At 42.2% G+C, this 25,417-nt stretch carries 26 protein-coding genes, 1 tRNA gene and 2 pseudogenes; 11 read left to right on the top strand and 18 right to left on the bottom strand.

All coding sequences use genetic code 11. The features are described 5' to 3' along the window. Positions 1 to 2: 2 nt before the first annotated feature. Together tgt and ACYQ0C_RS09935 are read left to right on the top strand one after the other, a co-directional pair. Entirely contained in the window at positions 3 to 1,133 is a 1,131-nt protein-coding gene (tgt, locus tag ACYQ0C_RS09940) for a tRNA guanosine(34) transglycosylase Tgt (protein ID WP_016276635.1), read from the top strand. Between the two features lie 10 nt (positions 1,134 to 1,143). Continuing rightward, positions 1,144 to 2,316 carry an LptF/LptG family permease gene (locus ACYQ0C_RS09935; protein WP_016276634.1) on the top strand — a complete coding sequence of 391 codons (1,173 nt, stop codon included), beginning with the start codon at positions 1,144 to 1,146 and terminating at the stop codon, positions 2,314 to 2,316. Positions 2,317 to 2,386: 70 nt separating this feature from the next. On the opposite strand, the gene ACYQ0C_RS09930 is transcribed toward ACYQ0C_RS09935, so the two are convergent. Together ACYQ0C_RS09930 and ACYQ0C_RS09925 are read right to left on the bottom strand one after the other, a co-directional pair. After that, positions 2,387 to 3,013 carry an HAD family hydrolase gene (locus ACYQ0C_RS09930; RefSeq protein ID WP_016276633.1) on the bottom strand — a complete coding sequence of 209 codons (627 nt, stop codon included), beginning with the start codon at positions 3,011 to 3,013 and terminating at the stop codon, positions 2,387 to 2,389. Between the two features lie 167 nt (positions 3,014 to 3,180). Then, positions 3,181 to 3,675: a TlpA family protein disulfide reductase gene (locus ACYQ0C_RS09925; protein ID WP_016276632.1), complete on the bottom strand. Its 495-nt coding sequence runs from the start codon at positions 3,673 to 3,675 to the stop codon at positions 3,181 to 3,183. 272 nt (positions 3,676 to 3,947) lie between these two features. On the opposite strand from ACYQ0C_RS09925, the gene serB reads away from it, so the two are divergent. Further along, complete coding sequence (serB, locus tag ACYQ0C_RS09920) at positions 3,948 to 5,180, top strand: phosphoserine phosphatase SerB (protein ID WP_016276631.1); 1,233 nt, start codon at positions 3,948 to 3,950, stop codon at positions 5,178 to 5,180. 20 nt (positions 5,181 to 5,200) lie between these two features. After that, complete coding sequence (locus tag ACYQ0C_RS09915) at positions 5,201 to 6,478, top strand: DEAD/DEAH box helicase (RefSeq protein WP_016276630.1); 1,278 nt, start codon at positions 5,201 to 5,203, stop codon at positions 6,476 to 6,478. Between the two features lie 435 nt (positions 6,479 to 6,913). On the opposite strand, the gene bla is transcribed toward ACYQ0C_RS09915, so the two are convergent. The 5 genes and pseudogenes from bla to ACYQ0C_RS09890 all read right to left on the bottom strand — a co-directional run bounded on the left by bla (position 6,914) and on the right by ACYQ0C_RS09890 (position 11,699). Beyond that, a complete protein-coding gene (gene bla, locus ACYQ0C_RS09910; protein WP_025017781.1) occupies positions 6,914 to 7,738 on the bottom strand; it encodes a subclass B1 metallo-beta-lactamase in 825 nt (274 codons plus the stop codon). Positions 7,739 to 7,814: 76 nt separating this feature from the next. Further along, positions 7,815 to 8,324, bottom strand: coding sequence for a GNAT family N-acetyltransferase (locus tag ACYQ0C_RS09905; protein ID WP_025017780.1), 510 nt, complete (start codon positions 8,322 to 8,324; stop codon positions 7,815 to 7,817). Positions 8,325 to 8,357: 33 nt separating this feature from the next. Then, positions 8,358 to 8,762: pseudogene (locus ACYQ0C_RS09900) on the bottom strand (YdcF family protein); the annotation flags it as partial. An 814-nt stretch (positions 8,763 to 9,576) separates the two neighbouring features. Further along, positions 9,577 to 10,365 carry a DUF4738 domain-containing protein gene (locus tag ACYQ0C_RS09895; RefSeq protein ID WP_016276626.1) on the bottom strand — a complete coding sequence of 263 codons (789 nt, stop codon included), beginning with the start codon at positions 10,363 to 10,365 and terminating at the stop codon, positions 9,577 to 9,579. A gap of 20 nt (positions 10,366 to 10,385) precedes the next feature. Then, complete coding sequence (locus ACYQ0C_RS09890; protein WP_025017778.1) at positions 10,386 to 11,699, bottom strand: UDP-glucose dehydrogenase family protein; 1,314 nt, start codon at positions 11,697 to 11,699, stop codon at positions 10,386 to 10,388. A gap of 118 nt (positions 11,700 to 11,817) precedes the next feature. On the opposite strand from ACYQ0C_RS09890, the gene ACYQ0C_RS09885 reads away from it, so the two are divergent. The 7 genes from ACYQ0C_RS09885 to ACYQ0C_RS09855 are packed head-to-tail and all read left to right on the top strand — an operon-like array spanning position 11,818 to position 16,729. After that, complete coding sequence (locus tag ACYQ0C_RS09885) at positions 11,818 to 12,960, top strand: HU domain-containing protein (RefSeq protein WP_016276624.1); 1,143 nt, start codon at positions 11,818 to 11,820, stop codon at positions 12,958 to 12,960. 15 nt (positions 12,961 to 12,975) lie between these two features. Continuing rightward, positions 12,976 to 13,500, top strand: coding sequence for an FHA domain-containing protein (locus ACYQ0C_RS09880; protein WP_016276623.1), 525 nt, complete (start codon positions 12,976 to 12,978; stop codon positions 13,498 to 13,500). A gap of 4 nt (positions 13,501 to 13,504) precedes the next feature. Continuing rightward, entirely contained in the window at positions 13,505 to 14,014 is a 510-nt protein-coding gene (gene cobU, locus ACYQ0C_RS09875) for a bifunctional adenosylcobinamide kinase/adenosylcobinamide-phosphate guanylyltransferase (RefSeq protein ID WP_016276622.1), read from the top strand. Between the two features lie 8 nt (positions 14,015 to 14,022). Then, positions 14,023 to 15,060: a nicotinate-nucleotide--dimethylbenzimidazole phosphoribosyltransferase gene (gene cobT / locus ACYQ0C_RS09870; protein ID WP_016276621.1), complete on the top strand. Its 1,038-nt coding sequence runs from the start codon at positions 14,023 to 14,025 to the stop codon at positions 15,058 to 15,060. Positions 15,061 to 15,062: 2 nt separating this feature from the next. Further along, positions 15,063 to 15,812 (top strand): adenosylcobinamide-GDP ribazoletransferase, encoded by a 750-nt coding sequence (locus ACYQ0C_RS09865; RefSeq protein ID WP_016276620.1) that lies wholly within the window; start codon positions 15,063 to 15,065, stop codon positions 15,810 to 15,812. Further along, positions 15,806 to 16,336 carry an alpha-ribazole phosphatase gene (gene cobC, locus ACYQ0C_RS09860; RefSeq protein WP_016276619.1) on the top strand — a complete coding sequence of 177 codons (531 nt, stop codon included), beginning with the start codon at positions 15,806 to 15,808 and terminating at the stop codon, positions 16,334 to 16,336. The genes ACYQ0C_RS09865 and cobC overlap by 7 nt, the downstream gene beginning before the upstream one ends. 51 nt (positions 16,337 to 16,387) lie before the next feature. Further along, a complete protein-coding gene (locus tag ACYQ0C_RS09855; RefSeq protein ID WP_016276618.1) occupies positions 16,388 to 16,729 on the top strand; it encodes a DUF1622 domain-containing protein in 342 nt (113 codons plus the stop codon). 382 nt (positions 16,730 to 17,111) lie between these two features. On the opposite strand, the gene ACYQ0C_RS09850 is transcribed toward ACYQ0C_RS09855, so the two are convergent. The 11 genes and pseudogenes from ACYQ0C_RS09850 to ACYQ0C_RS09800 form a co-directional block, all read right to left on the bottom strand. Then, positions 17,112 to 17,708 (bottom strand): hypothetical protein, encoded by a 597-nt coding sequence (locus ACYQ0C_RS09850; protein WP_016276616.1) that lies wholly within the window; start codon positions 17,706 to 17,708, stop codon positions 17,112 to 17,114. 85 nt (positions 17,709 to 17,793) lie between these two features. Continuing rightward, positions 17,794 to 18,329 (bottom strand): annotated as a pseudogene (locus ACYQ0C_RS09845) (hypothetical protein); the annotation flags it as partial. A gap of 168 nt (positions 18,330 to 18,497) precedes the next feature. Continuing rightward, positions 18,498 to 18,863, bottom strand: a complete 366-nt coding sequence (locus tag ACYQ0C_RS09840) for a helix-turn-helix domain-containing protein (protein WP_016276613.1) — start codon at positions 18,861 to 18,863, stop codon at positions 18,498 to 18,500. Between the two features lie 11 nt (positions 18,864 to 18,874). Continuing rightward, positions 18,875 to 19,168 carry a type II toxin-antitoxin system HigB family toxin gene (locus ACYQ0C_RS09835; RefSeq protein ID WP_016276612.1) on the bottom strand — a complete coding sequence of 98 codons (294 nt, stop codon included), beginning with the start codon at positions 19,166 to 19,168 and terminating at the stop codon, positions 18,875 to 18,877. A gap of 224 nt (positions 19,169 to 19,392) precedes the next feature. Next, on the bottom strand, positions 19,393 to 19,611 hold the full coding sequence (locus ACYQ0C_RS09830; RefSeq protein WP_016276611.1) for an Arm DNA-binding domain-containing protein: 219 nt from the start codon (positions 19,609 to 19,611) through the stop codon (positions 19,393 to 19,395). 147 nt (positions 19,612 to 19,758) lie between these two features. Continuing rightward, positions 19,759 to 19,831 (bottom strand) — tRNA-Gly (locus ACYQ0C_RS09825). Positions 19,832 to 19,866: 35 nt separating this feature from the next. Further along, the gene (cbiB, locus tag ACYQ0C_RS09820) at positions 19,867 to 20,799 is read right to left on the bottom strand and encodes an adenosylcobinamide-phosphate synthase CbiB (RefSeq protein ID WP_016276610.1); all 933 of its coding nucleotides are present in this window, start codon (positions 20,797 to 20,799) and stop codon (positions 19,867 to 19,869) included. Further along, the gene (locus tag ACYQ0C_RS09815) at positions 20,781 to 21,791 is read right to left on the bottom strand and encodes a threonine-phosphate decarboxylase (RefSeq protein WP_016276609.1); all 1,011 of its coding nucleotides are present in this window, start codon (positions 21,789 to 21,791) and stop codon (positions 20,781 to 20,783) included. Before ACYQ0C_RS09815 ends, cbiB begins: the two co-directional genes overlap by 19 nt. Continuing rightward, positions 21,784 to 23,274, bottom strand: a complete 1,491-nt coding sequence (locus ACYQ0C_RS09810; protein WP_016276608.1) for a cobyric acid synthase — start codon at positions 23,272 to 23,274, stop codon at positions 21,784 to 21,786. The genes ACYQ0C_RS09815 and ACYQ0C_RS09810 overlap by 8 nt, the downstream gene beginning before the upstream one ends. After that, the gene (locus ACYQ0C_RS09805; RefSeq protein ID WP_016276607.1) at positions 23,274 to 23,849 is read right to left on the bottom strand and encodes a cob(I)yrinic acid a,c-diamide adenosyltransferase; all 576 of its coding nucleotides are present in this window, start codon (positions 23,847 to 23,849) and stop codon (positions 23,274 to 23,276) included. The genes ACYQ0C_RS09810 and ACYQ0C_RS09805 overlap by 1 nt, the downstream gene beginning before the upstream one ends. Next, complete coding sequence (locus ACYQ0C_RS09800) at positions 23,846 to 25,174, bottom strand: cobyrinic acid a,c-diamide synthase CobB (RefSeq protein ID WP_016276606.1); 1,329 nt, start codon at positions 25,172 to 25,174, stop codon at positions 23,846 to 23,848. The genes ACYQ0C_RS09805 and ACYQ0C_RS09800 overlap by 4 nt, the downstream gene beginning before the upstream one ends. Positions 25,175 to 25,417 lie beyond the last annotated feature (243 nt).

Raw genomic sequence — 25,417 nt, 5'->3', positions numbered from 1 at the left:
ATATGACTTTTGACTTACAATATACAGACCCCAAATCGAATGCCCGTGCCGGATTGATAACGACTGATCACGGGCAAATAGAAACCCCTATCTTTATGCCTGTGGGCACATTGGGAACGGTGAAGGGCGTGCATTTGCATGAGTTGAAAGAGGACATTAAAGCGCAGATAATCCTGGGAAACACTTACCACCTGTATTTGCGTCCGGGATTGGATATCATAGAACGTGCCGGAGGTCTGCATAAATTCAACGGTTTCGACCGTCCTATGCTGACCGACAGCGGTGGTTTCCAAGTATTCTCTTTATCAGGTATCCGCAAGATGAGAGAGGAAGGTGTGGAATTCCGCTCACACATAGACGGCTCGAAACACCTGTTCACCCCCGAACGGGTGATGGATATCGAACGGACTATTGGGGCGGATATCATGATGGCTTTTGACGAATGTACTCCGGGAACCGCAGATTATGAATATGCAAAAAAATCAATGCAGCTGACCCATCGTTGGCTGGACCGCTGTATAAAGCATTTCAACGAAACCGATCCCAAGTATGGTTATCAGCAATCGTTATTCCCCATTGTGCAAGGCTGCGTTTATCCCGACTTACGCAAACAATCAGCAGAATACATTGCTTCCAAGGGGGCTGACGGAAACGCGATCGGTGGCTTGGCCGTAGGTGAGCCAACCGAGAAAATGTACGAAATGATAGAGGTTGTCAATGAAATCTTGCCCAAAGACAAGCCCCGCTATCTGATGGGAGTCGGCACACCGGTAAATATACTGGAAGGCATAGAGCGCGGTGTGGATATGTTTGACTGTGTAATGCCTACCCGTAACGGACGCAATGGCATGCTGTTCACCAAAGACGGCATCATGAACATGCGCAACAAGAAGTGGGAGGATGATTACGCTCCCATCGAAGCCGAAGGCGCATCGTATGTGGATACTATGTACAGCCGTGCTTACTTGCGTCATCTGTTCCACGCACAAGAGCTGCTGGCCATGCAGATTGCATCTATCCACAACCTGGCATTCTATCTGTGGTTAGCGGGCGAGGCCCGTAAACACATCATTGAAGGAGATTTCTCCACATGGAAGCCAATGATGGTAAAACGCTTATCTACAAGATTATAAACTACGAAAGATGAAGAATTGGTTCAAGACAAACACAGATTCACCCCAGAAGAATAAAAAATGGTTTCAGCCGAATATCAACTGGCTGAAACTGGACAAATGGGTGAAAAGACTGGACGTATATATCATTAAAAAGTTTCTGGGAACCTACTTTTTCGCTATTGCATTGATTATCTCCATTGCAGTGGTGTTTGACGTGAACGAGAATATAGACAGGTTCATCAATAACAAAGCTCCGCTGAAAGCAATTGTATTTGATTATTACATGAACTTCATCCCCTACTTCTCAAACTTATTCAGCCCGTTGTTTGTCTTTATCGCTGTCATCTTCTTCACCTCCAAACTGGCGGAAAACTCGGAAATCATTGCCATGTTCTCCACCGGGATGAGTTTTAAACGAATGATGCGTCCCTATATGATTTCGGCTGCCATCATTTCCGTCGTTACTTTCGGACTGGGAGCATACATCATACCTAAGGGAAATGTAACCCGTTTGGACTTTGAGGACCGTTATAAGAAAAAAAAGAAACAGGAATATGTACGAAACGTGCAACTGGAAGTAGACAGCGGGGTCATTGCCTACATAGAGCGCTATGAGAATTACAACAAAACGGGATACCGCTTCTCGTTAGACAAGTTCGATGACAAAAAGCTGGTAGCCCACCTCACTGCCCGGAGTGTCACTTACGATACAGCATCCGTACACAAATGGACCATCAAGAACTATATGATACGCGAGATGGAAGGTATGCGTGAGAAAATCACCCGTGGCGACCGTCTGGATACGATAATCAAAATGGAGCCTCAGGATTTTCTGATCATGAAAGGGCAGCAACAAACCATGACAAGTCCTGAACTGAAAGAATATATAGACAAGCAGAAAAGGCGTGGATTCGCTAATATAAAGGAATTTGAGATTGAATATTACCAGCGTATAGCCATGTCCTTTGCCGCCTTTATCCTGACCACTATCGGGGTCTCCTTATCATCCCGAAAGATGAAAGGAGGAATGGGACTGCACTTGGGGGTGGGATTAGCACTCAGTTTCTCGTATATTCTGTTCCAAACGGTATCGGCGACCTTTGCCGTCAATGGAAACACCCCTCCTATTGTAGCGGTATGGATTCCTAATATACTTTATACATTTATCGCTATCTATCTATACAGGAAAGCTCCTAAATAAGGAACGAAGAAAGGATAAAGGCTAAAAAATGAAGAATAATGAATTTCTTCATTTTTTAGCCTTCATCAGATTATCTTTCCAGCATCTTGTCCAGCTCCGCTCTCCAATCTTCTCCGTTCTCCGGCTGCAAAGTGACGAACCCCAATTCTTGCCCCATCGCAATATTTGATGCACCATCATCTACAAAAATTGTTTCGGCAGGATCCAAGCCAGTGTCTTTTATCATATAATCAAAGATACCACGCCCGGGCTTTGTGACTCCGATTTCATACGACGCATATATTTTATCTACATACGCATCCAATGGCTTGCCCGCAAGAGTCAGTTCACTGCTTCTCGCCCATCCCATCATATACGGATTGGTATTGCTCAGAATATAAACCTTATATTTCTTACGGAGTTCATTCAGATAATCCAGTTTATACTGCGGAACCTCTGTCACAAAACCTTTCCATCCACTTTCCACCTCCTTATAAGTAAGTTCTTTACCACACATTCCGCTAAGTTCCTTACGAAAAGTTTCGGCGTCCATGCACCCATCCTCCACCTCCTGGAATATTCCCTGCTGATGATACTCGCCCAGCAACTGCTCCGCTTCTTTCACACCGGCTTCCTGAAAGGCCTTAACCGCCTTGTCACGGTCAATACCGATAAGAACCCCACCGAAATCAAATACAATATTCTTAATCTCCTTCATAATCTTTTTATTTTTCGACAAAGGTAACCATTTGAATGTTAAAGAGGAATGATGTAAATCAATAAAACAGAATGTGATAGGAAAAACATAAAAAAACCGCAGATTCCATTGAAAATCTACGGTAATTATTTTTGTTGTATTTTTCTTCCTTTCGGAAAGGCTCTCTTTCAATTCAAATAAGAAGAGAGTTCGGATGCTGTGATGTCTTTGGCAACAATAACGCCATTTTCATCTAACAAAAAGTTCTTAAAGCCTCTTTTCAGGCGATAAGTCTGATATAGATCCGATGAGATACCAGCCAATTCCACAAAACAATTGGAAGTTGAAATCTGGTCTTTTTTAATGGTTTCGTTAAATATTGACTTGTATTCATCAAATGAAACAGAAACCATTTCTACATTGTCGGCCTGCGCAACGGCATGATTCAAAGTCGCATTCTGCATCCTTGACGGAGCATCATAGCTGGCCCAAAAACTTAGCAGTACATATTTGCCTCTCAAATCTTTCAAGTCAATCAACTGCTTTTCGCCACAGATAGTAAATGCAGGAGCCTTGTCTCCTATGGTCAGACCTTCTGTCGGCGTGTCTTTCCCTATAAAAGAGAACGAAATCAAGGAACTAATAATTAATACAACAAAAATCCACTTTACATTTTTAATCATGTAATTCGATCTTAGTTAATACTATCCGGGACTGCCCTTAAACAGTAATTTCCGCCCGGAACATTATCTTTAGCATTGATAATCAATGCCATTTGAATTAGAAATCTGCGACAAAGGTAAGGAGTTTTGAAATTAACTCCAAGGTTTTTTCTCAAAAAATATGTTATATAGCATAAAATCGTCCTTTTCATCGAGAAAAAAGAATGCAGAAAATATAGCTGATAAGGATTTATTTACGTACTTTTGCAATCTGTAAATAGCAACCACAAAGTATGAATAATAATACTGAACTTATTTTAATCAGAATTACCGGCCTTGACCGGCCGGGATTAACCGCTTCCATTACGGAGATCCTGTCAAAGTACGATGTTACCATTCTGGATATCGGTCAGGCTGATATTCATAGTACCTTGTCATTAGGCATTTTATTCAAAAGCCAGGAAAAGGACTCGGGTAACATTATGAAAGAGTTGCTGTTTAAAGCTTCCGCACTAGGCATCAATATCCGTTTTTACCCTGTCACAGTGGAAGAATATGAAGAATGGGTAAACATGCAAGGAAAAAATCGCTATATCCTGACTTTGCTGGGACGCAAACTGACAGCCAGACAAATCGCGGCAGTCACAGGAATATTAGCGGAACAAGGCCTGAACATCGATGCCATCAAACGTCTTACAGGACGTATTCCACTAGATGAGCGGAAAGCGAATGTGCGGGCCTGCATCGAATTCTCCGTCCGTGGCACTCCCCATCAACGGGAGGAAATGCAACAGGCGTTGATGAAACTGAGCAGTGAACTGGAAATGGACTTTTCTTTCCAGCTGGACAATATGTACCGACGTATGCGGCGCTTGATCTGTTTCGATATGGACTCCACCTTGATACAGACAGAGTGTATAGATGAACTGGCCGAACGCGCCGGTGTGGGTGACCAGGTGCGAGAAATCACAGAACGCGCCATGCGTGGAGAAATTGATTTCATAGAAAGCTTTACAGAGCGGGTGGCTTTGCTGAAAGGACTGGATGAAAGCGTCATGAAAGAAATTGCAGAAAACCTTCCGGTCACCGAAGGTGTGGAACGTCTGATGTTCGTGTTGAAGAGATATGGTTACAAAATAGCCATCCTATCCGGTGGATTCACCTACTTCGGCAATTATCTGAAAGACAAATTCGGCATAGATTACGTATATGCCAACGAGCTGGAAATAGTAAATGGCAAATTAACCGGAAGATATCTGGGAGATGTAGTTGACGGGAAACGTAAAGCCGAACTGCTGAAACTGATAGCTCAAGTAGAACGTGTGGACATAGCACAAACCATTGCTGTAGGAGATGGAGCGAATGACTTGCCCATGTTGTCCGAAGCCGGTCTGGGTATAGCATTCCACGCAAAACCCAAGGTAGTGGCTAACGCACAACAGTCCATTAACACAATCGGACTGGACGGTGTTCTCTATTTTCTGGGCTTCAAGGACTCTTACCTGGAAGAACGCGGCAAACTCTAAAGAAAGAAGTAACTATATATATGAAATTTTCAGAACTAAATTTAGAAGAAGGAGTGCTTCAGGCATTAGATGCCATGAGATTTGAAGAATGTACTCCTGTACAAGAACATACCATACCGGTCATTCTTGAAGGAAAAGATTTGATCGGAGTGGCACAGACCGGAACCGGCAAGACAGCCGCATACCTTTTGCCTGTTCTTAACCAATTAAGCAAAGGTGGATATCCGGAAGATGCCATCAATTGTGTGATCATGTCACCCACACGCGAATTGGCGCAACAGATAGACCAGCAAATGGAAGGTTTCTCTTATTTTCTACCGGCATCCAGCGTAGCTGTTTACGGAGGAAACGACGGTGTGCGCTTCGAGCAGGAAAAGAAAGGTTTAACTTTGGGAGCCGATGTAGTCATTGCCACTCCGGGACGTCTGATAAGTCATCTCAGCCTGGGTTACGTAGACTTGTCCAAGGTTTCTTTCTTTATTCTCGATGAAGCGGACCGTATGCTGGATATGGGATTCTCGGATGACATTATGCAAATAGTGAAGTATCTGCCGAAAGAACGTCAGACTATCATGTTCTCGGCCACCATGCCGGCCAAGATACAGCAATTGGCCAAAACGATCTTAAACAATCCTGTAGAAATTAAATTGGCGGTCTCAAAACCTGCGGAAAAGATTATCCAGACGGCTTACATCTGTTATGAACGCCAGAAATTGGGCATTATCCAATCCCTCTTCCAGGATCAGACGCCTGAACGTGTCATCATATTCGCCTCTTCCAAATTGAAAGTGAAGGAAGTGACACAAGCATTCAAGCGGATGAAGCTGAACGTAGGTGAAATGCACTCGGACTTGGAGCAATCCCAGCGGGAACAGATTATGCGTGAATTCAAAAGTGGCAGAATCAATATTCTGATCGCTACCGATATTGTTTCGCGAGGAATAGACATTGACGACATTCGTCTGGTAATCAATTACGATGTACCCCATGACAGCGAGGATTATGTACACCGCATCGGCCGTACAGCCCGCGCCAACCATGATGGATGCGCCATTACTTTTGTCAGCGAGAAAGAGCAGACTCAGTTCAAAGCCATTGAGAACTTCCTGGGCAAGGACATCTATAAAATCCCTGTTCCCGAGGAACTGGGAGAAGCTCCCGAATACAGTCCGCGCAGCAGTGCCGGTCGTAGCAATCACAAAGGTGGCGGACCTAGAAAACAAGGGAATTATAAAGGAAAAAGAAACGGTGCAGGCAAGTCCGGTGCTAATAATAGAAAAAATACCCCAAAAGAATAGGAAGCGCACGCGATATATAAAAAGAATTAGGAAGAAGACCGGCCGGTTTTCTTCCTATTTTATTTTTATGGAGATGAAAGTGGCTATGTTTCATCAGCGGTGAGAAAGTGCTATTTGTTTTCATGTTCCTGGGGAATTAATACCCGAATCGTGATGCGTCCACCTTTTTTATCTCTTTTCGTTTGTACCCGCCAAAACGGTACATAAAGTCCATTGAGAAAGTCCGTGAATAAAAACCACTGTTCATATCTACATATTGTCCCTTAAAACGGACATTTGCTTGAGGCATGTGGATATGATTATTTTGTTCAATTGCATTTTATCATCCATGAGTTAAATTTTGGTGGCAAAGTTAGTCGGATGATATACAACAAAAGTCTTGAACTACTTCAAGACTTTCACTTAGGATAGAATTATATGACTTTATAATCTGAATTATTTGCTCATTTTAGCCTGCCATTCATTCTCTATAATCGTTTTGGTATGCTTAAACAACTCTTTCCCTCCGTATTTGCCGTGCCCGGGGATAACATATTCCACATTGGGAAATTGCTGTTCCACCCGGTCTATGGTTTGCAGCCACTCTTCAAGCGGAGCGGCATCCGAAATATTGCCGATATTCGAGGTTTCCATATCTTTAAGCATACATCCGCCAAACAGAATTTTTTCAGCTGGAATCCATACCACAATATTATCGACTGCATGTCCTCCGCCTAAATAATATGCTTCAATTCGGATGTCTCCTACCTTGAATAATAATGAATCTGAAAAACTTGTATTTGCTTGTTCAAGCCCTTTGGATGCCAGTATCTCATTTGTCAAGCGGTTGGCATAGCTCTTGATGCCATTCCGATTCAGCCAAGTCAATCCTCCCACACAATCACCGTGCCAATGTCCGGGAATAAACGATTCAAAGGTTACGTTCAAGTTTTTATCAAACCACCAAGCCAACTCAACAGTTTGCGATTCAAGGGTAGGCGAATCAATCAAAAGAGCTTTCCCTTTGCTAATCACAACAAGTCCATTCGAACCGACACGTCCCCAATGTCCCATATCTGCCCAAGCCGTATATAGGTAACAATCAGACGTCAGTTTGAATAGTTCTAAATCACTGTTTATCTTAATATGCTTTTGGGTAGCAATATCAGAATACTTTGTTATAAAACCATTGGCGTAATGAGCTACTATTTTATTATCGCTATCAGTAACAAATCCGTTAGCATAATGGTAAACAGTTGTTCCATTTGATAGTTTTTTCATGGTTGAGCATCCTGTTAAAAATGCCAATACTACGCTTAGATAGATTGTAATTACTCCCTTCATGGTATAATAGTGTTTAAATCAGCTCTTTGGTCATCCAATAATTCGTCAGGCAAAGTTGATTGGCCTTACGTTTTTGTTCAATCTCTACCGTATAACCCCATTTTTCAAAGAAGGGGCGGGCGGTTATACTTACTTCTGAGGTTATCCGAACTATTTTATTTTCCATTGCATACCGTTCTATTTCTTTTAAAAGCAGAGTGGCAATGCCTTTACCCTGAAAATCTTTGTGAACAAACATGGAGTGTAAATAACCTTGCGGTGTAATGGACGAAAAACCAACGATCTGCGATAGTGGATTAACAGCTACAATAAAATAATGAGTTTCTATCCTCTTTCTTATATGGGAAAGATCGTCTCCGCACGATGCCCAGTCGTCTACTTCTTCCTGTGAATAATCTTGCCTGTTTATAGTCAATACCGTTCCTTGATATAAGTTTTTTAATTCGAGAATATCATCAAATGTAGCCTGACGGATACAGATTTGATTTTTCAAGAATTGAATGGCTTTTTCTTCATACGCCATACGGGCATGTAGTTCATTGCTTGATAAGGCAGAGGTAGCAGGAATAAATATCACATTCTCATGACGAATGAACATTTCGTATAACATACGTACCCTTTCCACATGAAAATCAGAAGTCACGACAATCAATAAATCTATTGACATACAGTTTATCACTTCTTTCAATTTATGGATGTCTTCATACGTATTGGATGATATGATATGCGGAAGAAAATTTTCGTTCTTAACCCCTTTTAGCAACAACCATTGTCGCAAATATTCGGCATGAGGCATTTGGGTCGTATTAAAATGTTCTCCAAATCCTCCCGTGCATAAGAATCTGATATCAGGATTGTTTGCATATATTGAATATGCACATTCCAATCTGTCAATAGCCATTTGGCTTAACTCACCATTGACGTCATTTGATGCTCCTAATAATAGGATTGTTTTATTCATAAACTCTACGATTACAATACTTCGGCATTTTTTTATCGGTTTGAATATCCCATTGTCCAAATAAGCAAACCTGTACAAATCTTATTAACGCTCATAAAATTCTTCATTCTCCGACAAACGTTTTTTATAATTGACGGACTGTTCCATTAAGATACAAACTTAAACAAATCCGATGAGACAAAAAAGTTTATGCAGGTTAAAGATAGAGCAAATTCCAACTTTTCCCAAACGTGTTCTCATCGCGTCAGTAAAACAACGATTTTACACCTCATACGGCTGAAACGGGAGTAAGGGGAAGTGGTTTCAGTTTTAACCGGCTGATTGTCTGTGTGTATTGCATAAGATGAAAGGATGAGAGAAGAAAGAAGCATGTCTGTTTAGTGAGAGAGTAATGAACAAGCTAGGCCGGTACACTGAACAAACTAGGCCGGTGCACTGAACAAACTAGGCTGGTGCACTGAACAAGCTAGGCCGGTGCACTAGACAAACTAGGCCGGTACGCAGAACATGCTGACGTATTTTTAAAACGTATGGTTCCCACTAAATTTCTGCCGGCCCATATTCCACTAAAAAAAGTAATATATGTTCGTGAACAAAGTAATATATGTCCGCAGGCAAAGTAACACCACTTACTTGGCCCACGAAGTCCACATACTTTTTTTTACAATAATACGATAGTCATGTATCCCACTGTGATCCCCGGACCTTTCACGATCCGGCTTCTCGGACTCTCCGCTTCCCTACTGTCAGGCTGATTCCTGGTTATGCCTGATAAACCTATGTGCTGAATGAAAAAAAGATGCAACCATCACGACTACCTGACCAGCTCGAATGAAAGTCCTCCATCCTTACCGGCAGTGATATTAACCATATAACAAGACGCATCGTCAGGCACACACACCGTGGCCTGATAATGATACCCTTTGGAATCAACACCCATAAAATCCATATCCGACAATATAGCCCATTGCAAAAAATCATCCGGAACTATATCTTTGAACATTTGTTTCGTTATATCTTTGGCATAAAGACTCTTTCTGCCCTCATACACGCAGATATGTATGATATTGTCATAATATACATTATCCACCCCAAGTCCTTCCTCCGAAACTCCCGGACGCATCACTTTAATCTTTGACGGATTAATGTACACATATCCGCGATAACGGACATTGTCGAATGTCACCACCGAATCTTTCTTTATCACCTCGTTATAAACAGGGACTTCCTGAGTATGGATAAACGCCAGAGAATCATTCTCCGTATCGGCCTTATGCAGACGTATCACATCTCCTACAGCCGAATGAAACCAAAAAATATGCTCCCCTTGCTTCTCTATCTTATAACCATTAGTCCGTGCACCATACGTGATCAACGAATCGCCTATGATTTTAAAAGCAACGGGAGCTGTAGCGGCATCTGCATAAAACAAGGTGTCGCCTTTCACCCTCAGCAATGCCGCTTCCGTATTATCGTCCAACCATATACCTTCCAACAAAGATTTTGCTTCCTTGTTTTCTTCCTGGGCGGATGTTTTTTGTTGCGGAGTCCCACAAGAAGACAGCGCGACAGCCAACATTATTATCGAAAAACGTTTGTACATGGTTCTTCTCTCTATTTTATTTATCGACCAATGCAATGATAAACAAACCCCATTTCCTGTAGTTCGTCACCATCATAAATATTTCGTCCGTCAAGCACTACAGGCTGCTTCATCGCCTTCTTGATTACTCCCCAGGTAGGAAGACGGAACTCTTTCCACTCGGTTACCAGAATCAACGCATCCGCATCAAGAGCCGCGTCATACATGTCGTGCGCATAATAAACCGACTCTCCTATCCGGCGGCGGGACTCATCCATAGCAGCAGGATCGTATGCGCGGACATTGCAACCCGACTGTTTCAATTTCTCAATAAGTACCAAAGCCGGAGCCTCACGCATATCGTCCGTACCGGGCTTGAATGCAAGTCCCCACAAAGCCACTGTCTTGCCTTTCAAATCTCCATTGAACACTTTTACCAGTTTCTCGAACAAAATGCCTTTCTGATTTTCGTTCACATCTTCCACCGCTTTCAGCACCTGCATGGAATAGCCGTTCTGCTCGGCAGTTTTAATCAGCGCCTTCACATCCTTCGGAAAACAAGAGCCACCGTAACCGCATCCCGGATACAGGAACTTACGACCGATACGGCTGTCGGAACCTATTCCATCGCGTACCATATTTACGTCAGCTCCCACCAGCTCGCACAGGTTGGCAATATCGTTCATAAAGCTGATACGAGTGGCCAGCATGGAGTTTGCCGCATATTTGGTCATCTCGGCAGAAGGAATATCCATGAAGATAACACGGAAGTTAACCAACATGAAAGGTTTATAAAGCTTGGTCATCAGCTTTTTAGCCCTTTCCGACTCCACTCCCACCACCACACGGTCCGGACTCATAAAGTCATCAATAGCATTACCTTCTTTCAAGAATTCCGGATTAGAAGCCACATCGAAATCTATAGACTCCCCTCTTTTCTCCAATTCCTCCCGGATGGCCGCTTTCACTTTCCGGGCCGTACCCACAGGCACCGTACTCTTGGTCACGACCAAGGTATATTTCTTCATGTTAGCACCAATCGTCCTGGCAACTTCAAGCACATAGCGCAAGTCGGCGCTTCCGTCCTCATCGGGAGGCGTGCCCACAGCACTGAACACAATATCCACATTATCCAGACAACTCTCTAAAGAAGTGGTGAAATGAAGACGTCCGGCTTTCACATTACGCAAGACCATATCTTCCAACCCCGGTTCATAAATAGGGATAATACCCTTTTGCAGATTAGCAATCTTATCCGCATTCACATCTACACAAGTTACATCCACGCCGGTTTCGGCAAAACACGTTCCGGTAACAAGCCCTACATACCCGGTTCCTACAATCGCTATATTCATTTTATTTAATTCGTTAGTCTGACTTTTTCGCTGCAAAATTACAATAAATTATGAGTGAGTTGTTATTTTCTTCCATAAAAGTTGCGTTGAAACGGAATAAAAATGCTAATTTTGCGATATGATTGAATTGGCTAGACATATAGAAATTCTGTTACTGGAAAATGATTGTGTGATTATTCCAGACTTTGGCGGTTTTATAGCGCACTATCAACCGGCACGGTATGTCAAGGAGGAAAATCTTTATCTTCCCCCTGTACGTACCATTGGTTTCAATCCCCAATTGACTATAAACGACGGTTTATTAGTTCAATCGTATATGCAAGCCCATCACACCGATTTTCCTGATGCCACACGCATGATAGAAAAAGAGGTGGCCGGATTAAAAGAACAACTATACCAAAATGGATGTGCAGAAATGCATGGCATAGGTGTCTTACATTATAATATTCATAGCACATACGAGTTTCATCCCAATGAGGACGGTGCGTTATCGCCTGCCTTATACGGGCTTAGTTCTTTTTCTATCAACAGATTGGAGCATCTTGCTTCAACGGTTTCTACCGCAACCAGGGAATTGCTTCCCCGACAGGAAAAAAGAAAAAGAACAGTACGTTTCAAACGCCAGTGGATAGGAAATGCAGTAGCTGTGGCTGTAGCTGTAGTCTTGTTTTTCTTCTTGTCCGTTCCGGTAGAGAACACGTATGTGGACAAGGGCAATTATGCCTCCTTAGGTACGGACGGTCTGTTTGACGCCATTCGCTCACAATCCTTGGCGACGACCTTGATTACTGTTCCTTCCAAGCCGCAACAACCCAAGAAATCGAATATCAAAAATAATCGGAACACGCTGAAACCAGTAGCGGTAAAAGTAGAGAAGGTAGGCAAAGCACACGAAGCACCCACCAGGAATGCTGTTGCACCAAAGTTGGACAATACAGAACAGCCATCGGCCAAGCCGGTTGACAAACCTGTCGCCGTAAGCAAGCCCGCCTCTGAAAAGAAAGAAACGGCAACACCGTCGAACAGTAAAAAAAGCAAGTATTATATCATCGTATCCAGTTTGCCGACAGCCAATGACGCCCAGCAAGTACTCAATGAGTACAAGCAAAAAGGATACAAAGATGTAACAGTCATAGAAGGTAACGGACGTTATCGCCTGTCTTTGTGCAGTTTTGCAGATAAAGCCGCCGCTTATAAAAAAATAAATGAACTGAAACAGAACGATGCGTTCAAGAATGCATGGGTGTTGAGTTCCAAATAAACAAGATCATTTTTTATGAAAAGAGTTTTGTGTCCCAAATGTGACAACTATATAACTTTTGATGAGACCAAATACACAGAAGGCCAGTCGTTGGTCTTTGTATGCGACCAGTGTAAAAAACAATTCAGCATCCGTATCGGAAAGTCCAAGCTGAAAGCAACCCGCAAAGAAGAAATATTGGACGAACAAGCCAATAAAGAGGATTTTGGAAGTATTGTGGTAGTAGAAAATGTATTCGGCTACAAACAAGTATTGCCCTTGATGGAAGGTGACAACCTGATAGGACGCAGAAGCAAAGGTACTGAAGTGGATATCCCCATCGAAACATCAGATCCGAGCATGGACAGACGGCATTGCATCATTAACGTGAAACGCAACAAGCAAGGGGAAGTCATTTACACCCTGCGTGATAATGACAGCATTACAGGAACATTTCTGATGAACGAGATTTTAGGGAACAAGGACCGGATACGGATTGAGGAAGGCGCCATCATCACATTAGGTGCGACTACGCTGATTCTGCGTGCCGCCGAGAAGTAGAACAATGAAACGTATTATCTTAATCACAGGCGGCCAGCGTTCGGGCAAAAGCTCATACGCGGAGAAATTGGCTTTAAGTTTATCGCCCGCTCCCATCTATATGGCCACTTCCCGCATCTGGGATGAAGAATTCCGCCAACGCGTCATCAAACATCAGGAAAGACGCGGACCGGAATGGACGAATATAGAGGAGGAAAAGGAACTGAGCCGCCATCAAGTAAAAGATTGCGTCGTATTGATCGATTGTGTCACCTTATGGTGCACCAACTTTTTTTTTGATTTGGATGCGGATGTAGAGGCTGCATTGCAGGCAGTCAAACAGGAGTTTGACAACTTTACCCGACAGGATGCCACTTTTATTTTCGTAACCAATGAAATAGGTTCCGGGGCTGTATCCGAAAACGCCATTCAACGCCGCTTTACAGATTTACAGGGCTGGATGAACCAATATATAGCTTCAAAAGCAGACCAGGTATATTTGATGGTATCGGGAATTCCCGTTCCTATAAAATAATAAATACAATGAGAAACTTTCATATTGAGTATCCCGATGAAAACCTTCGGGAGGCACTGATAGACAAAATCAACAATTTGACAAAGCCCAAAGGCTCATTGGGCGTTCTGGAAGACCTTGCATTACAAATCGGATTAATCCAGCAAACCCTCTCCCCTACATTAAGCCATCCGCACAACGTACTTTTTGCAGCCGATCATGGTATCGTAGAAGAAGGGGTAAGCAAGTCCCCCAAAGAAATCACATGGCAGCAACTAAGTAATTTCCTGCATGGTGGCGCCGGAGTTAACTTTTTATGTCGCCAACATGGTTTTAAGCTTGTATTGGTAGACTCAGGAGTCGATTATGATCTTCCATACGAGAAAGGCATTATCAACTGTAGTGTGGGACGTGGCACACGCAGTTTCCTGAAAGGCCCTGCCATGAGCATGGAAGAAATGGAATTATGTTTGGAACATGGAGCAAAGATAACGGACATGATTCATGCTGACGGCTGCAATGTGGTCAGTTTTGGCGAAATGGGTATCGGCAACACCTCGCCTTCCTCTATCTGGATGCACTTGCTGACAGGTATTTCATTAGAGCAATGTGTAGGTGCGGGAAGCGGACTGGATTCAGAAGGTATCCGCCATAAATACAATGTATTGAAGCAATCGGTTGACCATTATGCCGGTGACGGTTCTGCCGAGAATATCATCGCCTGGTTCGGAGGATATGAGATGGTAATGGCAATAGGCGGCATGCTCCGGGCAGCAGAATTGAAAATGATTATTCTGGTGGACGGCTTCATCATGACCAACTGCATACTGGCCGCCTCAAAACTTCATCCGGAAGTTCTGTCGTATGCCATATTCGGACATCAGGGAGACGAAACCGGTCATAAACTGGTATTGGACGCCATGAAAGTACACCCTTTATTAAATTTAGGTCTCCGCCTGGGAGAAGGCACAGGAGCGATATGCGCTTATCCTATCGTCGTTTCTTCTGTAAACATGATGAATGAGATGGACAACTTCGCCCATGCCTCCATCACTAAATATTTTTAGCCATGAAACTGCTTGCCTCCCTCATTTTTTTCACACGCCTTCCGTTTTGGAAAATAGCCGATGTACCCCCTGTTTACTTTAAACGAGTAGTGGATTACTGGCCTTTTGTAGGATGGTTGACAGGAGGTATCATGGCAGGCACTCTATGGATCACAGCAGAATTTCTGCCTGTGCAGACAGCTGTGCTCATGGCGCTGGCTGTCCGGTTATTAGTAACGGGTGCTTTACACGAAGATGGATGGGCAGACTTCTGCGACGGCTTCGGGGGCGGTACATCACGTGACAAGATTCTGTCCATCATGAAGGATTCACATATCGGCACATACGGAGTGCTCGGACTAATATTCTACTACGGATTGATATGGAACACACTCGCCACACTTTCTGTACCTTTGGCATGTGCGGCCATACTAAGCGGGGATGCCTGGAGCAAGTTTTGTGCCGCACAAATCATCAATACGCTTCCATACGCCCGTAAAGAAGAGGAATCGAAAGCAAAGGTTATTTATGACCATATGAGTCCGGGCGCTTTAGTATCCGCTTTTATAGGCGGAGTCCTGCCTATGCTTTTATGGCTGGATAGAGAATATTGGTGGGCAGCCATTGCTCCTGCTCTGGTATTTATCCTTTTAATGTCATTGATGCGCAGACGTTTGCAAGGATATACCGGCGACTGTTGCGGAGCGGCATTCTTATTATGTGAACTCTCTTTTTATCTAACTATAAACTTAATCTACACAAACCTATGGTAATATACTTCATACGCCATACCTCCGTCGATGTTCCCCAAGGCGTTTGTTACGGACAGACAGATGTTCCTTTGAAACCCACTTTTGAGGCAGAAGCAACTCAAACAGCAGCTCATTTACAAGGGTTATCTTTTGACAAGGTTTATACCAGTCCGTTGACCCGTTGTGTACGCCTGGCCACCTTCTGCGGATACCCGGATGCCGAACGGGACGACCGCTTGAAAGAAATAAACTTCGGAGATTGGGAAATGCATCGGTTCGATGAAATTGCCGACGCTAATCTGGAAAAATGGTATGCAGATTATCTACATGTAAAAGCGACCCATGGAGAATCTTTTGAAGACCAATACCGGCGCGTTGCCGCTTTTCTGGACGAGCTTCGCCAAAAGCCGTATGAACAAGTCGCGATCTTTGCTCATGGTGGTATTTTACTGAACGCACAGATTTATGCAGGTATCATTAAACCCGAAGAGGCATTTGGCGCACTCACTCCTTATGGAGGTATTGTCAAGATTGAGTTATCGTGATGTAAGAACATATCGCTTAGTTATTTGTTCTATTCATAAAGACAAATAAATATGCTTACTCATTTCTTGGATTTATTAGCTGCTGTTATAAGTGTGACAAGCCTTTTGATTGTCACATACGGAGCTTTGATAGGTATCATCTCTTTTTTGAAGAATGAAATACGACGTTTTACCGGAGGATATTCCACTACCAATATACGAAAACTAAGAGCCACATTCGGAACTTATCTGCTTCTTGGTTTAGAATTTCTGATAGCTTCGGATATTCTGAAAACAGTCTTGGAACCAACCTTGAATGAATTGGCCCTATTGGGAGGTATTGTTGTTTTAAGAACCATCCTGTCCGTATTCCTCAATAAAGAGATAAAAGAATTGGAAAAGGAAGAAAAATAAAAAAAGAGCGGCAAACGGGACTCGAACCCGCGACCCTCAGGGAAGTTTATTAAACACTCTCATAAATACATATTAATCAATGTTTTATATATTATAGAATAATTATTTACACTATATTTGCCCGGATTAAAAAATACCGAAAAACCAATCATTTATACAATTGGCTTTTTAAGTTGCTCTTTGCATTTTCCCAATAAAGAAATATCTTTATTTATCTACAAAATAAATAAAAAGAATCAATTTTTAAACAGTAAACTTCAAGAGTTTAAAGGGGACATGGTAGAATGTTATTTTATCAACTGCATAAGGGCAAACTTAGTGAAGTATCGGTGTGTTTTGCAGTAAAGTAAAGAAAATTTCCAGAAGAACAGGAAAAGGCAGCTTATTTGGCTGCCTTAGTTTTTTTCTTTTGGGACTCATTATATCCTAACTGCCAAAAATACATATCTACAATCTTCATTGGAGGATAAAGTATGTTTCTATCCATCATCAATTGGCATTCTTCTATATCTCTTATATGATTTTTTGCAAATTCATAGACAGAGCTAATGGTAGGTATAGACTCTTCTTTCAGTTTCCATCCATCTACAAAAAAACGGTCAAAAGCCGGAATACATCCTAATGTACCCAACAAGACCTTTGTTTGCAATGTTTTTGAAGCTTTTATATCAATATTTTCATATCCATTTTTAATTTCATTCATAACCTCTTGTATTTTATCAACTTCAATTACACTATCACGTTTTAAAGCTAATGGCTTTATATATTCTACTATTGGAATATGAATTTTATAATCTTTTTGTAGCAACTCAGTGGACCCCCTGTACATTCCCCAGCTAGCAAGATAGAAAGCCAAATGCAAAGCCAAATGGTCTATTGAATTATTAGGATTACCAAAGGCTTCATAACAATGTTCCCATGACAGGTAACGATGATTCTTATTGCATTTCGCAATATATTCTTTAACAGTGTATTTCATAAATAATTCATTTTACAACAAACATACAAAACTATCCCGACTTTCGCAAGCCGGGGTAGTCATAAATTTAAAGTTTTTCTATTATGAAGCCGTCATTTGCAAACTCCTGTTTCAAGTCCTTGAAATAAACATCCAAGTCCTCATCGTCCTTAATGGCGCATCGTTTGGCGTAGTTTTCGGGAATACCATACTCCTTTGCCTTTGCCATAATCTGCTCCTGCCGGGTAGCTTGTGACTTTTCAGCCTTAAATTGTGCAAGTTCATCGGAAAGAGGCTTTACAGCTGTACTCACTGCGTTGGCAATAATAGCCGCCATGTCATCCGTCTTATCTTCCGGCTTCGGATTAGGGTTAGGATTGGAATTAGGGTTCTCAATTGGCTTACCGTCTTTAAGATTATGCCTTTTCTCGTAGTTCAAGAAGTACGGGAAGCATCCCCGGCACGGAAATCGCCGTATGAGTTAAGCACGTCCAAAAAACTGATACCCTCTACGATGGAGTTTACCTTTATCTCGTCCGTTACCCCCTCTGCCTTTTTGGTGGCAATTCGGGTAAGAATAGCAGTGTCCACCCCAGTGAATTTTTGTTGTAGTCCTGCCAAGATTTGTTCTAAGATTGTCATACCGTATGAATTTGATTTATAATTTTATACGGTAAATTTCGCTATAAATAAAGAGGGGAAGAAATAATAGGACGGGCGATATACGACAATGAAACGATTGTCGTAAAATGATATAAAAAAGGCGCGAAACCAAATGGAATCACGCCTAAAATATATCACAAACAAAACTTATACACCCAACACTATATTAGCATCAATATTTAGTTTTCGGCTTATTTCACGAGCAACCTTCAATGTTGGTTCACACTTTCCTGAAAGGTATTCGCTAATCCGGGAAGGACTTACATTTAACAATTCTGACAGTTTTGTTTGGGTAAGCCCCATTTCATACATACGAAGCTTAATAACATCCACCAAAGAAGGAGTTTCTATAGGGAAATGCTCCTCTTCATAGTCTGCGACCAAATCGGAAATCAAGTCCAATTCGAGGAAATTTTTATCATCGGTTGAAGTATCATTACTAACGACCTTAAGCAGTTCTTCAATTCTTGAACAAGCTGCCTTGTACTGTTTTTCTGTTTTTATCTTTGCCATACCAAACAAATTTAAGCATTTGAACAATCTTTGTTATCATACTCTTTATGAGTACCTATCCAACGGATAAACACTTTTTTAGCAGCAAACAAAATCATAGCAACCAACCTGTAATCATTGCCTTTAATGTTAAAGACAAATCTATCATTACCTACATAATCAACACTATTGAATGTTTGCTTTATATCAGCCAAACACGACCAATCTGCCTTTTCTGTCTTTTTATACCAATCACGCAAAGGTACATCAGCATCAGCGTGCTTTTGGGCGTAATTTCTTATGGCTGCAAATGATATTATTCTCATAACGCATTAATTTGACACAAAGATATTATTTGTTTTCTGAAAAACAAAATATTTTTCTATTATTTAGAAAACAAAAAAAATAGCTTCTCCAACCGGACACGGAAGGTCTTTATCTTCTTACAATAAGGTTCAGAACGGTAGGCATAGAGAACCGGCAGTTTTGGAAATCCGTGAGTAAACGAAGTCCTTTCCTCATATCCTTTAGATGAATGCATGACAAGAAGTTAATTCTCTACAGCGACAAATATATTGCGCAATGCTGCATTTTTATATTTATAATTTGGCTCTTTCTTATTATAGCAACTTCCATCCCATGCCTCAATAGTAGAATCAAACCCCGTAGAAAGCAATAATTTGCTTTCATGCTGGATACGTAACTTAATAGGGTATTTATTGTTAGCCTTTGCCCTTCTTGTGTCAAGATAGAAATTAACGGTAGCCATAGTCATTTATTTACGGTGCAAACCGCTTAAATTTGCATCTGATTTGCACCGCAAATATAAGAAATAGCCCACAATAACAACACGAATAATCAATTAACAAATAAAAAAAGTAGTTAGAAATAAATCTAACTACTTGATTATCAGCAGAGCGGCAAACGGGACTCGAACCCGCGACCCTCAGCTTGGGAAGCTGATGCTCTACCAACTGAGCTACTGCCGCATCTCTAAAACGGTAACAAAAGTAATATATATTTTTCAGCTGACCAAATATAAGCAAACAATATTTACTATAACCATCAAAATTTCCGCTCTTCTGTTTATATTGACAGCCTTATGCATATCCTGTGTCTGGACTAACCGGTCCTTATCTCCAATAAAAGGTTTATAGACTATTTCTCCAAAATAAACATGAGGACCTCCAAAACGGCAATTCAAGATACCTGCTAAAGCAGACTCCGGATAACCAGAATTAGGACTGGCGTGCCGGTTACCATATTTACCTACAAATCTCAGCAAACCGGGACGTCCTGCACACAGCACCATTAAAAACGCGGTTAAACGAGCCGGAACATAGTTCGCCATATCATCAATATGTGCAGCGACACAACCGAACCGAAGATAACGTTCATTCTTATAGCCTATCATAGAATCAAGCGTATTGACCATCTTATAAGCAAGCATACCGGGAACTCCCAAAAGCAAATACCAGAATAATGGAGCAATAACCCCGTCACTCAAGTTCTCAGCCAATGTTTCCAAAGCAGCCGTACGCACTTCCTGATCTGTCAGTTCCGAAGTATCACGCCCCACGATACGGGAGACCCGCTTTCTTCCTTCCTCCAAAGAATGGTCTGCAGCCAGAAAAACCTGTCTTACTTCATTGATAAGTGTCGTTCCTGCCAGACAATAGAAAACAAGCACAGCGGACAGGACAATACCCAACCAACGGTTCAGCGCAAACAGATAATGTAATGCTGAAGCCGATCCTACATATACCAATAAAATAAGCATAATAGCTGCCACCCCTCCTTTCAATATCCGATGTGTCCCACAGTTCCATCGTTTCTCACAAAAAGAGATCAACTTCCCGAATCCTACCACCGGATGCGGCAACCCTGCCGGGTCTCCGAGCAATTTATCCAAGATCCATCCTATCAACAACGGAAAGATTAATACATATATGTCCATTTCTTTATACTTTCTACCAGTTTGTCATTTTCTTCCGGAGTTTGTGTAGCAATACGGAAGAAGTGTTCATTCAGCCCTTCAAAATTGGATGCGTCACGAATAAGAATACCCTGCTCTGTTGCCAGATATTCTTTCAAAGCCGCCGCCTTTCCCATACGCAATTGAACTAACATATAGTGAGTATCCGATGGCCATATCTCCATTCCCCCTATTGAAAGTAAAGATTGAGCTAACCTCTCTTTCTCTTTCAGCAACAAGGGGATATCTATATCACATTGAGAAGAAGACAGTAAATAATGCCCGGCCTCTATAGCCAACTGATTAACAGACCAAGGCATCCGCTGTGTCCGGATTTCATGCAGCAGTTCTTTACATGCAGTGATATATCCTAAACGCAAACCGGGCACGGCAAAACGTTTTGTCATGGAATGCAACAGGATAACATTCGGAAATTCCGCAGCCTTCCTAGCTGTAAGCAAAGCCTTCTGTGTAAAGAATTCATACGACTGGTCTATGATAAAAATACGCTGTCGATTTTGTTTTATACAGGCTGTCAAGGCTTCCTTTTCCCTGACCTCTCCGGTGGGATTATTAGGATTACATAACCATATCAACCTCCCCCTATCCGGCAAACGGTTCAAGTTATATATAGGAACCACTTTATGACCATGCAGACGACAAGCATCCGCATATTCGCTGAAAGTCGGCATCAAGATAGCCGAAGTCTGATTCCTGAATGTCTGAGCTATTAAGTAAATGGCTTCCGTAGCCCCATTGGTCACACAAACTTCTTCAGACGAAAGACGAAACCGTTCCGCCAAAACCTTTTCCAGCGAATAAGGTTCCGGTTCGGGATAAGTACGGATACTTTCCATCTGCCGAGACAAATACTGGTATAATCCGCTATGGTCTACATGATTATATACGTTTGAACTGAAATTTATCTTTATTGCTTTATACTTATAAGCATCATCACCATGTCCTTCAATCATTCCTACTCATTATTTGGTACAACAAAGGCAGATTAAGATGACTGCGTACATGCTCTGCCAGTTTATCATATTGTTCTTCTTTATAAGTCCGGTAATCCACCATCGTATGATGCTCCAGTTTTTCCGCGTATGGTTCCAGCAGATAATCTATAAATGCTTGATTATCCAATATTCCATGAATATAACTTCCCATACATTTTTGGTTGACAAAACAACCGTCCTCTCCACCGTTTTCCAGTTTGTTCAAAGGAACGACAGACATTCCCGGAGCCGGGCGGGTTTCTCCCATGTGTATTTCATATCCTTGGCAAGTTTCCGCATTCTCAAGAAAATGAAAATTCACCTGCCGCGTCACCTTCTCCCCTTGCATCGTAGTAATGACGGGAAGCAGTCCCAGTCCCGGTAACTGGCGGATCTCTCCCTCCACTCCTTCCGGATCGTGCACCTCAAGTCCCATCAATTGATATCCCCCACAAATTCCCATCACAGCAGCCCCTTCCCTATACGCACGCAGGACAGCTTGCGCTACCCCGTTCCGCCTCAACTCATACAAGTCATCCAAAGTACTTTTGCTGCCAGGAAGCAGAATTATATCAGCCTTGGCCAGTTCTTCCGTATTATTGGTATAATAAAGGTGTACCCGCTCATCCCGTTCCAATCTGTTGAAGTCTGTAAAGTTCGAGAGATGGCGCAACAGAACGACCGCTATGTTTATTTTGCCTTCCACTGCTTGCATCCGTTTATAGTCCAAAACTACGGAATCCTCTTCCTCAATATGTATATCCCTATAATAAGGTATTATTCCCAAGACAGGAATACCACATAAATCCTCCATCATCTTCACGCCCGGCTCAAACAAGCGGATATCCCCTCTGAATTTATTAATGATCACTCCTTTTATACGTTTCTTGTCCTCAGGAGTCTGCAACATGACCGAACCATAGACACTGGCAAATACGCCCCCCCGGTCAATATCAGCTACCAGAATCACATCCGCATCCGCATAACAGGCCATCGGCATATTCACCAAATCAGTATCCCGCAGATTTATTTCAGAAATACTGCCCGCGCCTTCCATTACAATGGGATTATAACGTGCGGCAAGACGATCAAAGGCCGCGTTCACCTCCTGTCTCAGCTCCTCACGTCCCTCCTTGCGGAAATACTCGAAAGCATTACGATTACCGATGGGACGACCGTTTAATACCACTTGCGAAGTATGATCGGAACTGGGTTTCAATAACAAAGGATTCATGTCCGTATGACAAGTAATTCCAGCCGCTTCGGCCTGTACAGCCTGTGCACGTCCTATTTCCAGTCCGTCCGGAGTAGCGTATGAATTCAATGCCATATTCTGTGCCTTAAAAGGTGCCGGTTGATAACCGTCCTGTTTAAAAATGCGGCATAATGCAGCAGTGATGACACTTTTGCCAACATCACTACCTGTTCCTGCCAACATAATCGGGTGTAAATTCTTTTTCATTACTCTTCCTTTTTTCTTTTATATGCAAAGGACTGCCACTTTTCTTCCGTCCAGTTCTGTTGTTGCATCTCATAACGGGCCATAACAAAAAACAAATCGGACAGCCGGTTGATAAACCGGAGAATAATTTCCGGTAACGGATCTTGTTTATGCAAAGTCCATAATCTCCGTTCAGCCCGGCGTGCCACCGTCCTAGCAAACTGCAACTGTGCTGAGACCGGCGTTCCTCCAGGAAGGATAAAAAAAACATTATCCTCCATCTGTTCCATCAATGTGTCCATTGCCTCCTCACAAAAAGAGCATAAATCATCAGGCAAGATATTAGGATTTCCTCCACGGATAGTTGATGGTGTAGCCACATGGCTCATCACTGCCATCATGTTTTTCTGAATCGAAAAAAGCAAGGATTGCCATTCGTGGCCTAGAGGTAAAAACGAACGAACAATTCCTATAACAGCATTCAATTCATCAATACATCCATTAGCTTCAATGCGGATATCATCTTTAAAAACCCGCTCTCCACCATGAATTCCTGTCATGCCCTTATCTCCGGTACGTGTATAAATACGTTTCATACTTTCCATAATTTCAAGATATCCGTTTCACCCCAATATAGATGAGTATATCCGGCTATCACGTTTTTATATCTATAAAGCGGGGTACTCACCTCCATGCCTCTTGCCGTAAATTGTTTTGCTACAGAAGGCATAGCGTCAGGAGCAACGACATTAGAATAATGAAATTCGTGTCCGCGAAGCTCCATCCCTTTATATTCTATACGGCGATATCCCAAATGAAGTCTGGCACCCACCATGGTACAATCCAAAGGCAAAATACCAGTCATGGAATATGCAGTCCCTCCCTGACGGACTGTCAGGGAACGGGTGAGAAACATCATACCTCCACACTCGGCCAAAATCTTCCCCCCTTCCTCTGCATAGGTTCTTAATGCTTCCATTAACTTTTTGCGCCGATGCAGTTGACGGGCGAATAATTCCGGATATCCTCCGGGTAAATAAACCAAATCAGCATCCGGCAAATCACTACCATATACAGGACTGAAATAAGTAATACTTCCTAGCGCAGACAAGCGGTCTATGTTTTCTCTATAAATAAAGTTGAAAGCCGGATCCCGCGCTATGGCTATCTTCATCTTTTTAGCAGAAGGAGTAAAACTTTCCACCCCTGCTTCTGAACTATAAGGCAATGTATACCGACACGGGAAATTACGATGACAAATGCTCAGCAGCTTATCCAGATCCACATATTTCTCAACCAATTCTGCTGCCTGTTCTATTAAGGTATTCATGGAACGTTTGGCTGTCAATGTCAAACCCAAGTGCCGGGATGGAATTTTCAACCCTTCTGTCATAGGCAGATATCCCAAACACTCTACTCCTGCATCAACACAAGCTTCACGTAAATAAGCAAAATGAGAAGGAGATGACACTTGATTGAAAACAATACCTGCAATCTTCACAGCCGGATTAAAATGCTTGAAGCCATAAATTAACGGAGCCACAGAATAAGCTGTAGAACGCGCACTTACTATAAGCACTACAGGAATATTCAACAATCTGGCTATTTCAGCACTACTTCCCTGCATTCTTTGATAACCGTCGAACAATCCCATCACTCCTTCGGTTACACATACATCGGCTCCATCTCCATATTTATTATACAGATGTTGTACATGGGTATTTGACGCCATCCAAGTATCCAAATTCACCGACTCATGGTCAGCAGCCAGCGTATGAAATTGTGTATCAATATAATCAGGACCACATTTAAAAGGCTGTACCCGCAGGCCTCGTTTGTGCAATGCCCGCAGCAACCCCATCGTAAAAGTCGTTTTTCCGCTTCCCGATGTAGCGGCCCCTATGAGTAATTGTGGCTTCATTCTTTAGTATTTCTTTAAAAACGGATACAAAGATAGTGCAAATTGCAAATTATCGAAATTAGAATAACAGATTAATTCATAATTCCGACATATCAAGTAAATATCCTAAGAAAGCAATTAAAGTTTCATGGTTTATCAATTAAATAAGCTACCTTTGCAGTCATTTTGCCGGGATGACAGCTATAAAACGAAGCATCCTATTCCATAAGACCCACTCTAATATTTTGAAAGACAACTTTTTGA

It is taken from the genome of Phocaeicola sartorii JCM 17136 = DSM 21941 (genome assembly GCF_054653615.1).
The sequence above is the reverse complement of the archived record's forward strand: the minus strand, read 5'-3'. Positions and strand labels throughout refer to the sequence as shown.

Coding starts and splice junctions, on each gene's coding strand:
- tgt (WP_016276635.1), top strand. CDS start 3: ATGACTTTTGACTTACAATATACAGACCCCAAATCGAATGCCCGTGCC.
- ACYQ0C_RS09935 (WP_016276634.1), top strand. CDS start 1,144: ATGAAGAATTGGTTCAAGACAAACACAGATTCACCCCAGAAGAATAAA.
- ACYQ0C_RS09930 (WP_016276633.1), bottom strand. CDS start 3,013: ATGAAGGAGATTAAGAATATTGTATTTGATTTCGGTGGGGTTCTTATC.
- ACYQ0C_RS09925 (WP_016276632.1), bottom strand. CDS start 3,675: ATGATTAAAAATGTAAAGTGGATTTTTGTTGTATTAATTATTAGTTCC.
- serB (WP_016276631.1), top strand. CDS start 3,948: ATGAATAATAATACTGAACTTATTTTAATCAGAATTACCGGCCTTGAC.
- ACYQ0C_RS09915 (WP_016276630.1), top strand. CDS start 5,201: ATGAAATTTTCAGAACTAAATTTAGAAGAAGGAGTGCTTCAGGCATTA.
- bla (WP_025017781.1), bottom strand. CDS start 7,738: ATGAAAAAACTATCAAATGGAACAACTGTTTACCATTATGCTAACGGA.
- ACYQ0C_RS09905 (WP_025017780.1), bottom strand. CDS start 8,324: ATGGCGTATGAAGAAAAAGCCATTCAATTCTTGAAAAATCAAATCTGT.
- ACYQ0C_RS09895 (WP_016276626.1), bottom strand. CDS start 10,365: ATGTACAAACGTTTTTCGATAATAATGTTGGCTGTCGCGCTGTCTTCT.
- ACYQ0C_RS09890 (WP_025017778.1), bottom strand. CDS start 11,699: ATGAATATAGCGATTGTAGGAACCGGGTATGTAGGGCTTGTTACCGGA.
- ACYQ0C_RS09885 (WP_016276624.1), top strand. CDS start 11,818: ATGATTGAATTGGCTAGACATATAGAAATTCTGTTACTGGAAAATGAT.
- ACYQ0C_RS09880 (WP_016276623.1), top strand. CDS start 12,976: ATGAAAAGAGTTTTGTGTCCCAAATGTGACAACTATATAACTTTTGAT.
- cobU (WP_016276622.1), top strand. CDS start 13,505: ATGAAACGTATTATCTTAATCACAGGCGGCCAGCGTTCGGGCAAAAGC.
- cobT (WP_016276621.1), top strand. CDS start 14,023: ATGAGAAACTTTCATATTGAGTATCCCGATGAAAACCTTCGGGAGGCA.
- ACYQ0C_RS09865 (WP_016276620.1), top strand. CDS start 15,063: ATGAAACTGCTTGCCTCCCTCATTTTTTTCACACGCCTTCCGTTTTGG.
- cobC (WP_016276619.1), top strand. CDS start 15,806: ATGGTAATATACTTCATACGCCATACCTCCGTCGATGTTCCCCAAGGC.
- ACYQ0C_RS09855 (WP_016276618.1), top strand. CDS start 16,388: ATGCTTACTCATTTCTTGGATTTATTAGCTGCTGTTATAAGTGTGACA.
- ACYQ0C_RS09850 (WP_016276616.1), bottom strand. CDS start 17,708: ATGAAATACACTGTTAAAGAATATATTGCGAAATGCAATAAGAATCAT.
- ACYQ0C_RS09840 (WP_016276613.1), bottom strand. CDS start 18,863: ATGGCAAAGATAAAAACAGAAAAACAGTACAAGGCAGCTTGTTCAAGA.
- ACYQ0C_RS09835 (WP_016276612.1), bottom strand. CDS start 19,168: ATGAGAATAATATCATTTGCAGCCATAAGAAATTACGCCCAAAAGCAC.
- ACYQ0C_RS09830 (WP_016276611.1), bottom strand. CDS start 19,611: ATGGCTACCGTTAATTTCTATCTTGACACAAGAAGGGCAAAGGCTAAC.
- cbiB (WP_016276610.1), bottom strand. CDS start 20,799: ATGGACATATATGTATTAATCTTTCCGTTGTTGATAGGATGGATCTTG.
- ACYQ0C_RS09815 (WP_016276609.1), bottom strand. CDS start 21,791: ATGATTGAAGGACATGGTGATGATGCTTATAAGTATAAAGCAATAAAG.
- ACYQ0C_RS09810 (WP_016276608.1), bottom strand. CDS start 23,274: ATGAAAAAGAATTTACACCCGATTATGTTGGCAGGAACAGGTAGTGAT.
- ACYQ0C_RS09805 (WP_016276607.1), bottom strand. CDS start 23,849: ATGAAACGTATTTATACACGTACCGGAGATAAGGGCATGACAGGAATT.
- ACYQ0C_RS09800 (WP_016276606.1), bottom strand. CDS start 25,174: ATGAAGCCACAATTACTCATAGGGGCCGCTACATCGGGAAGCGGAAAA.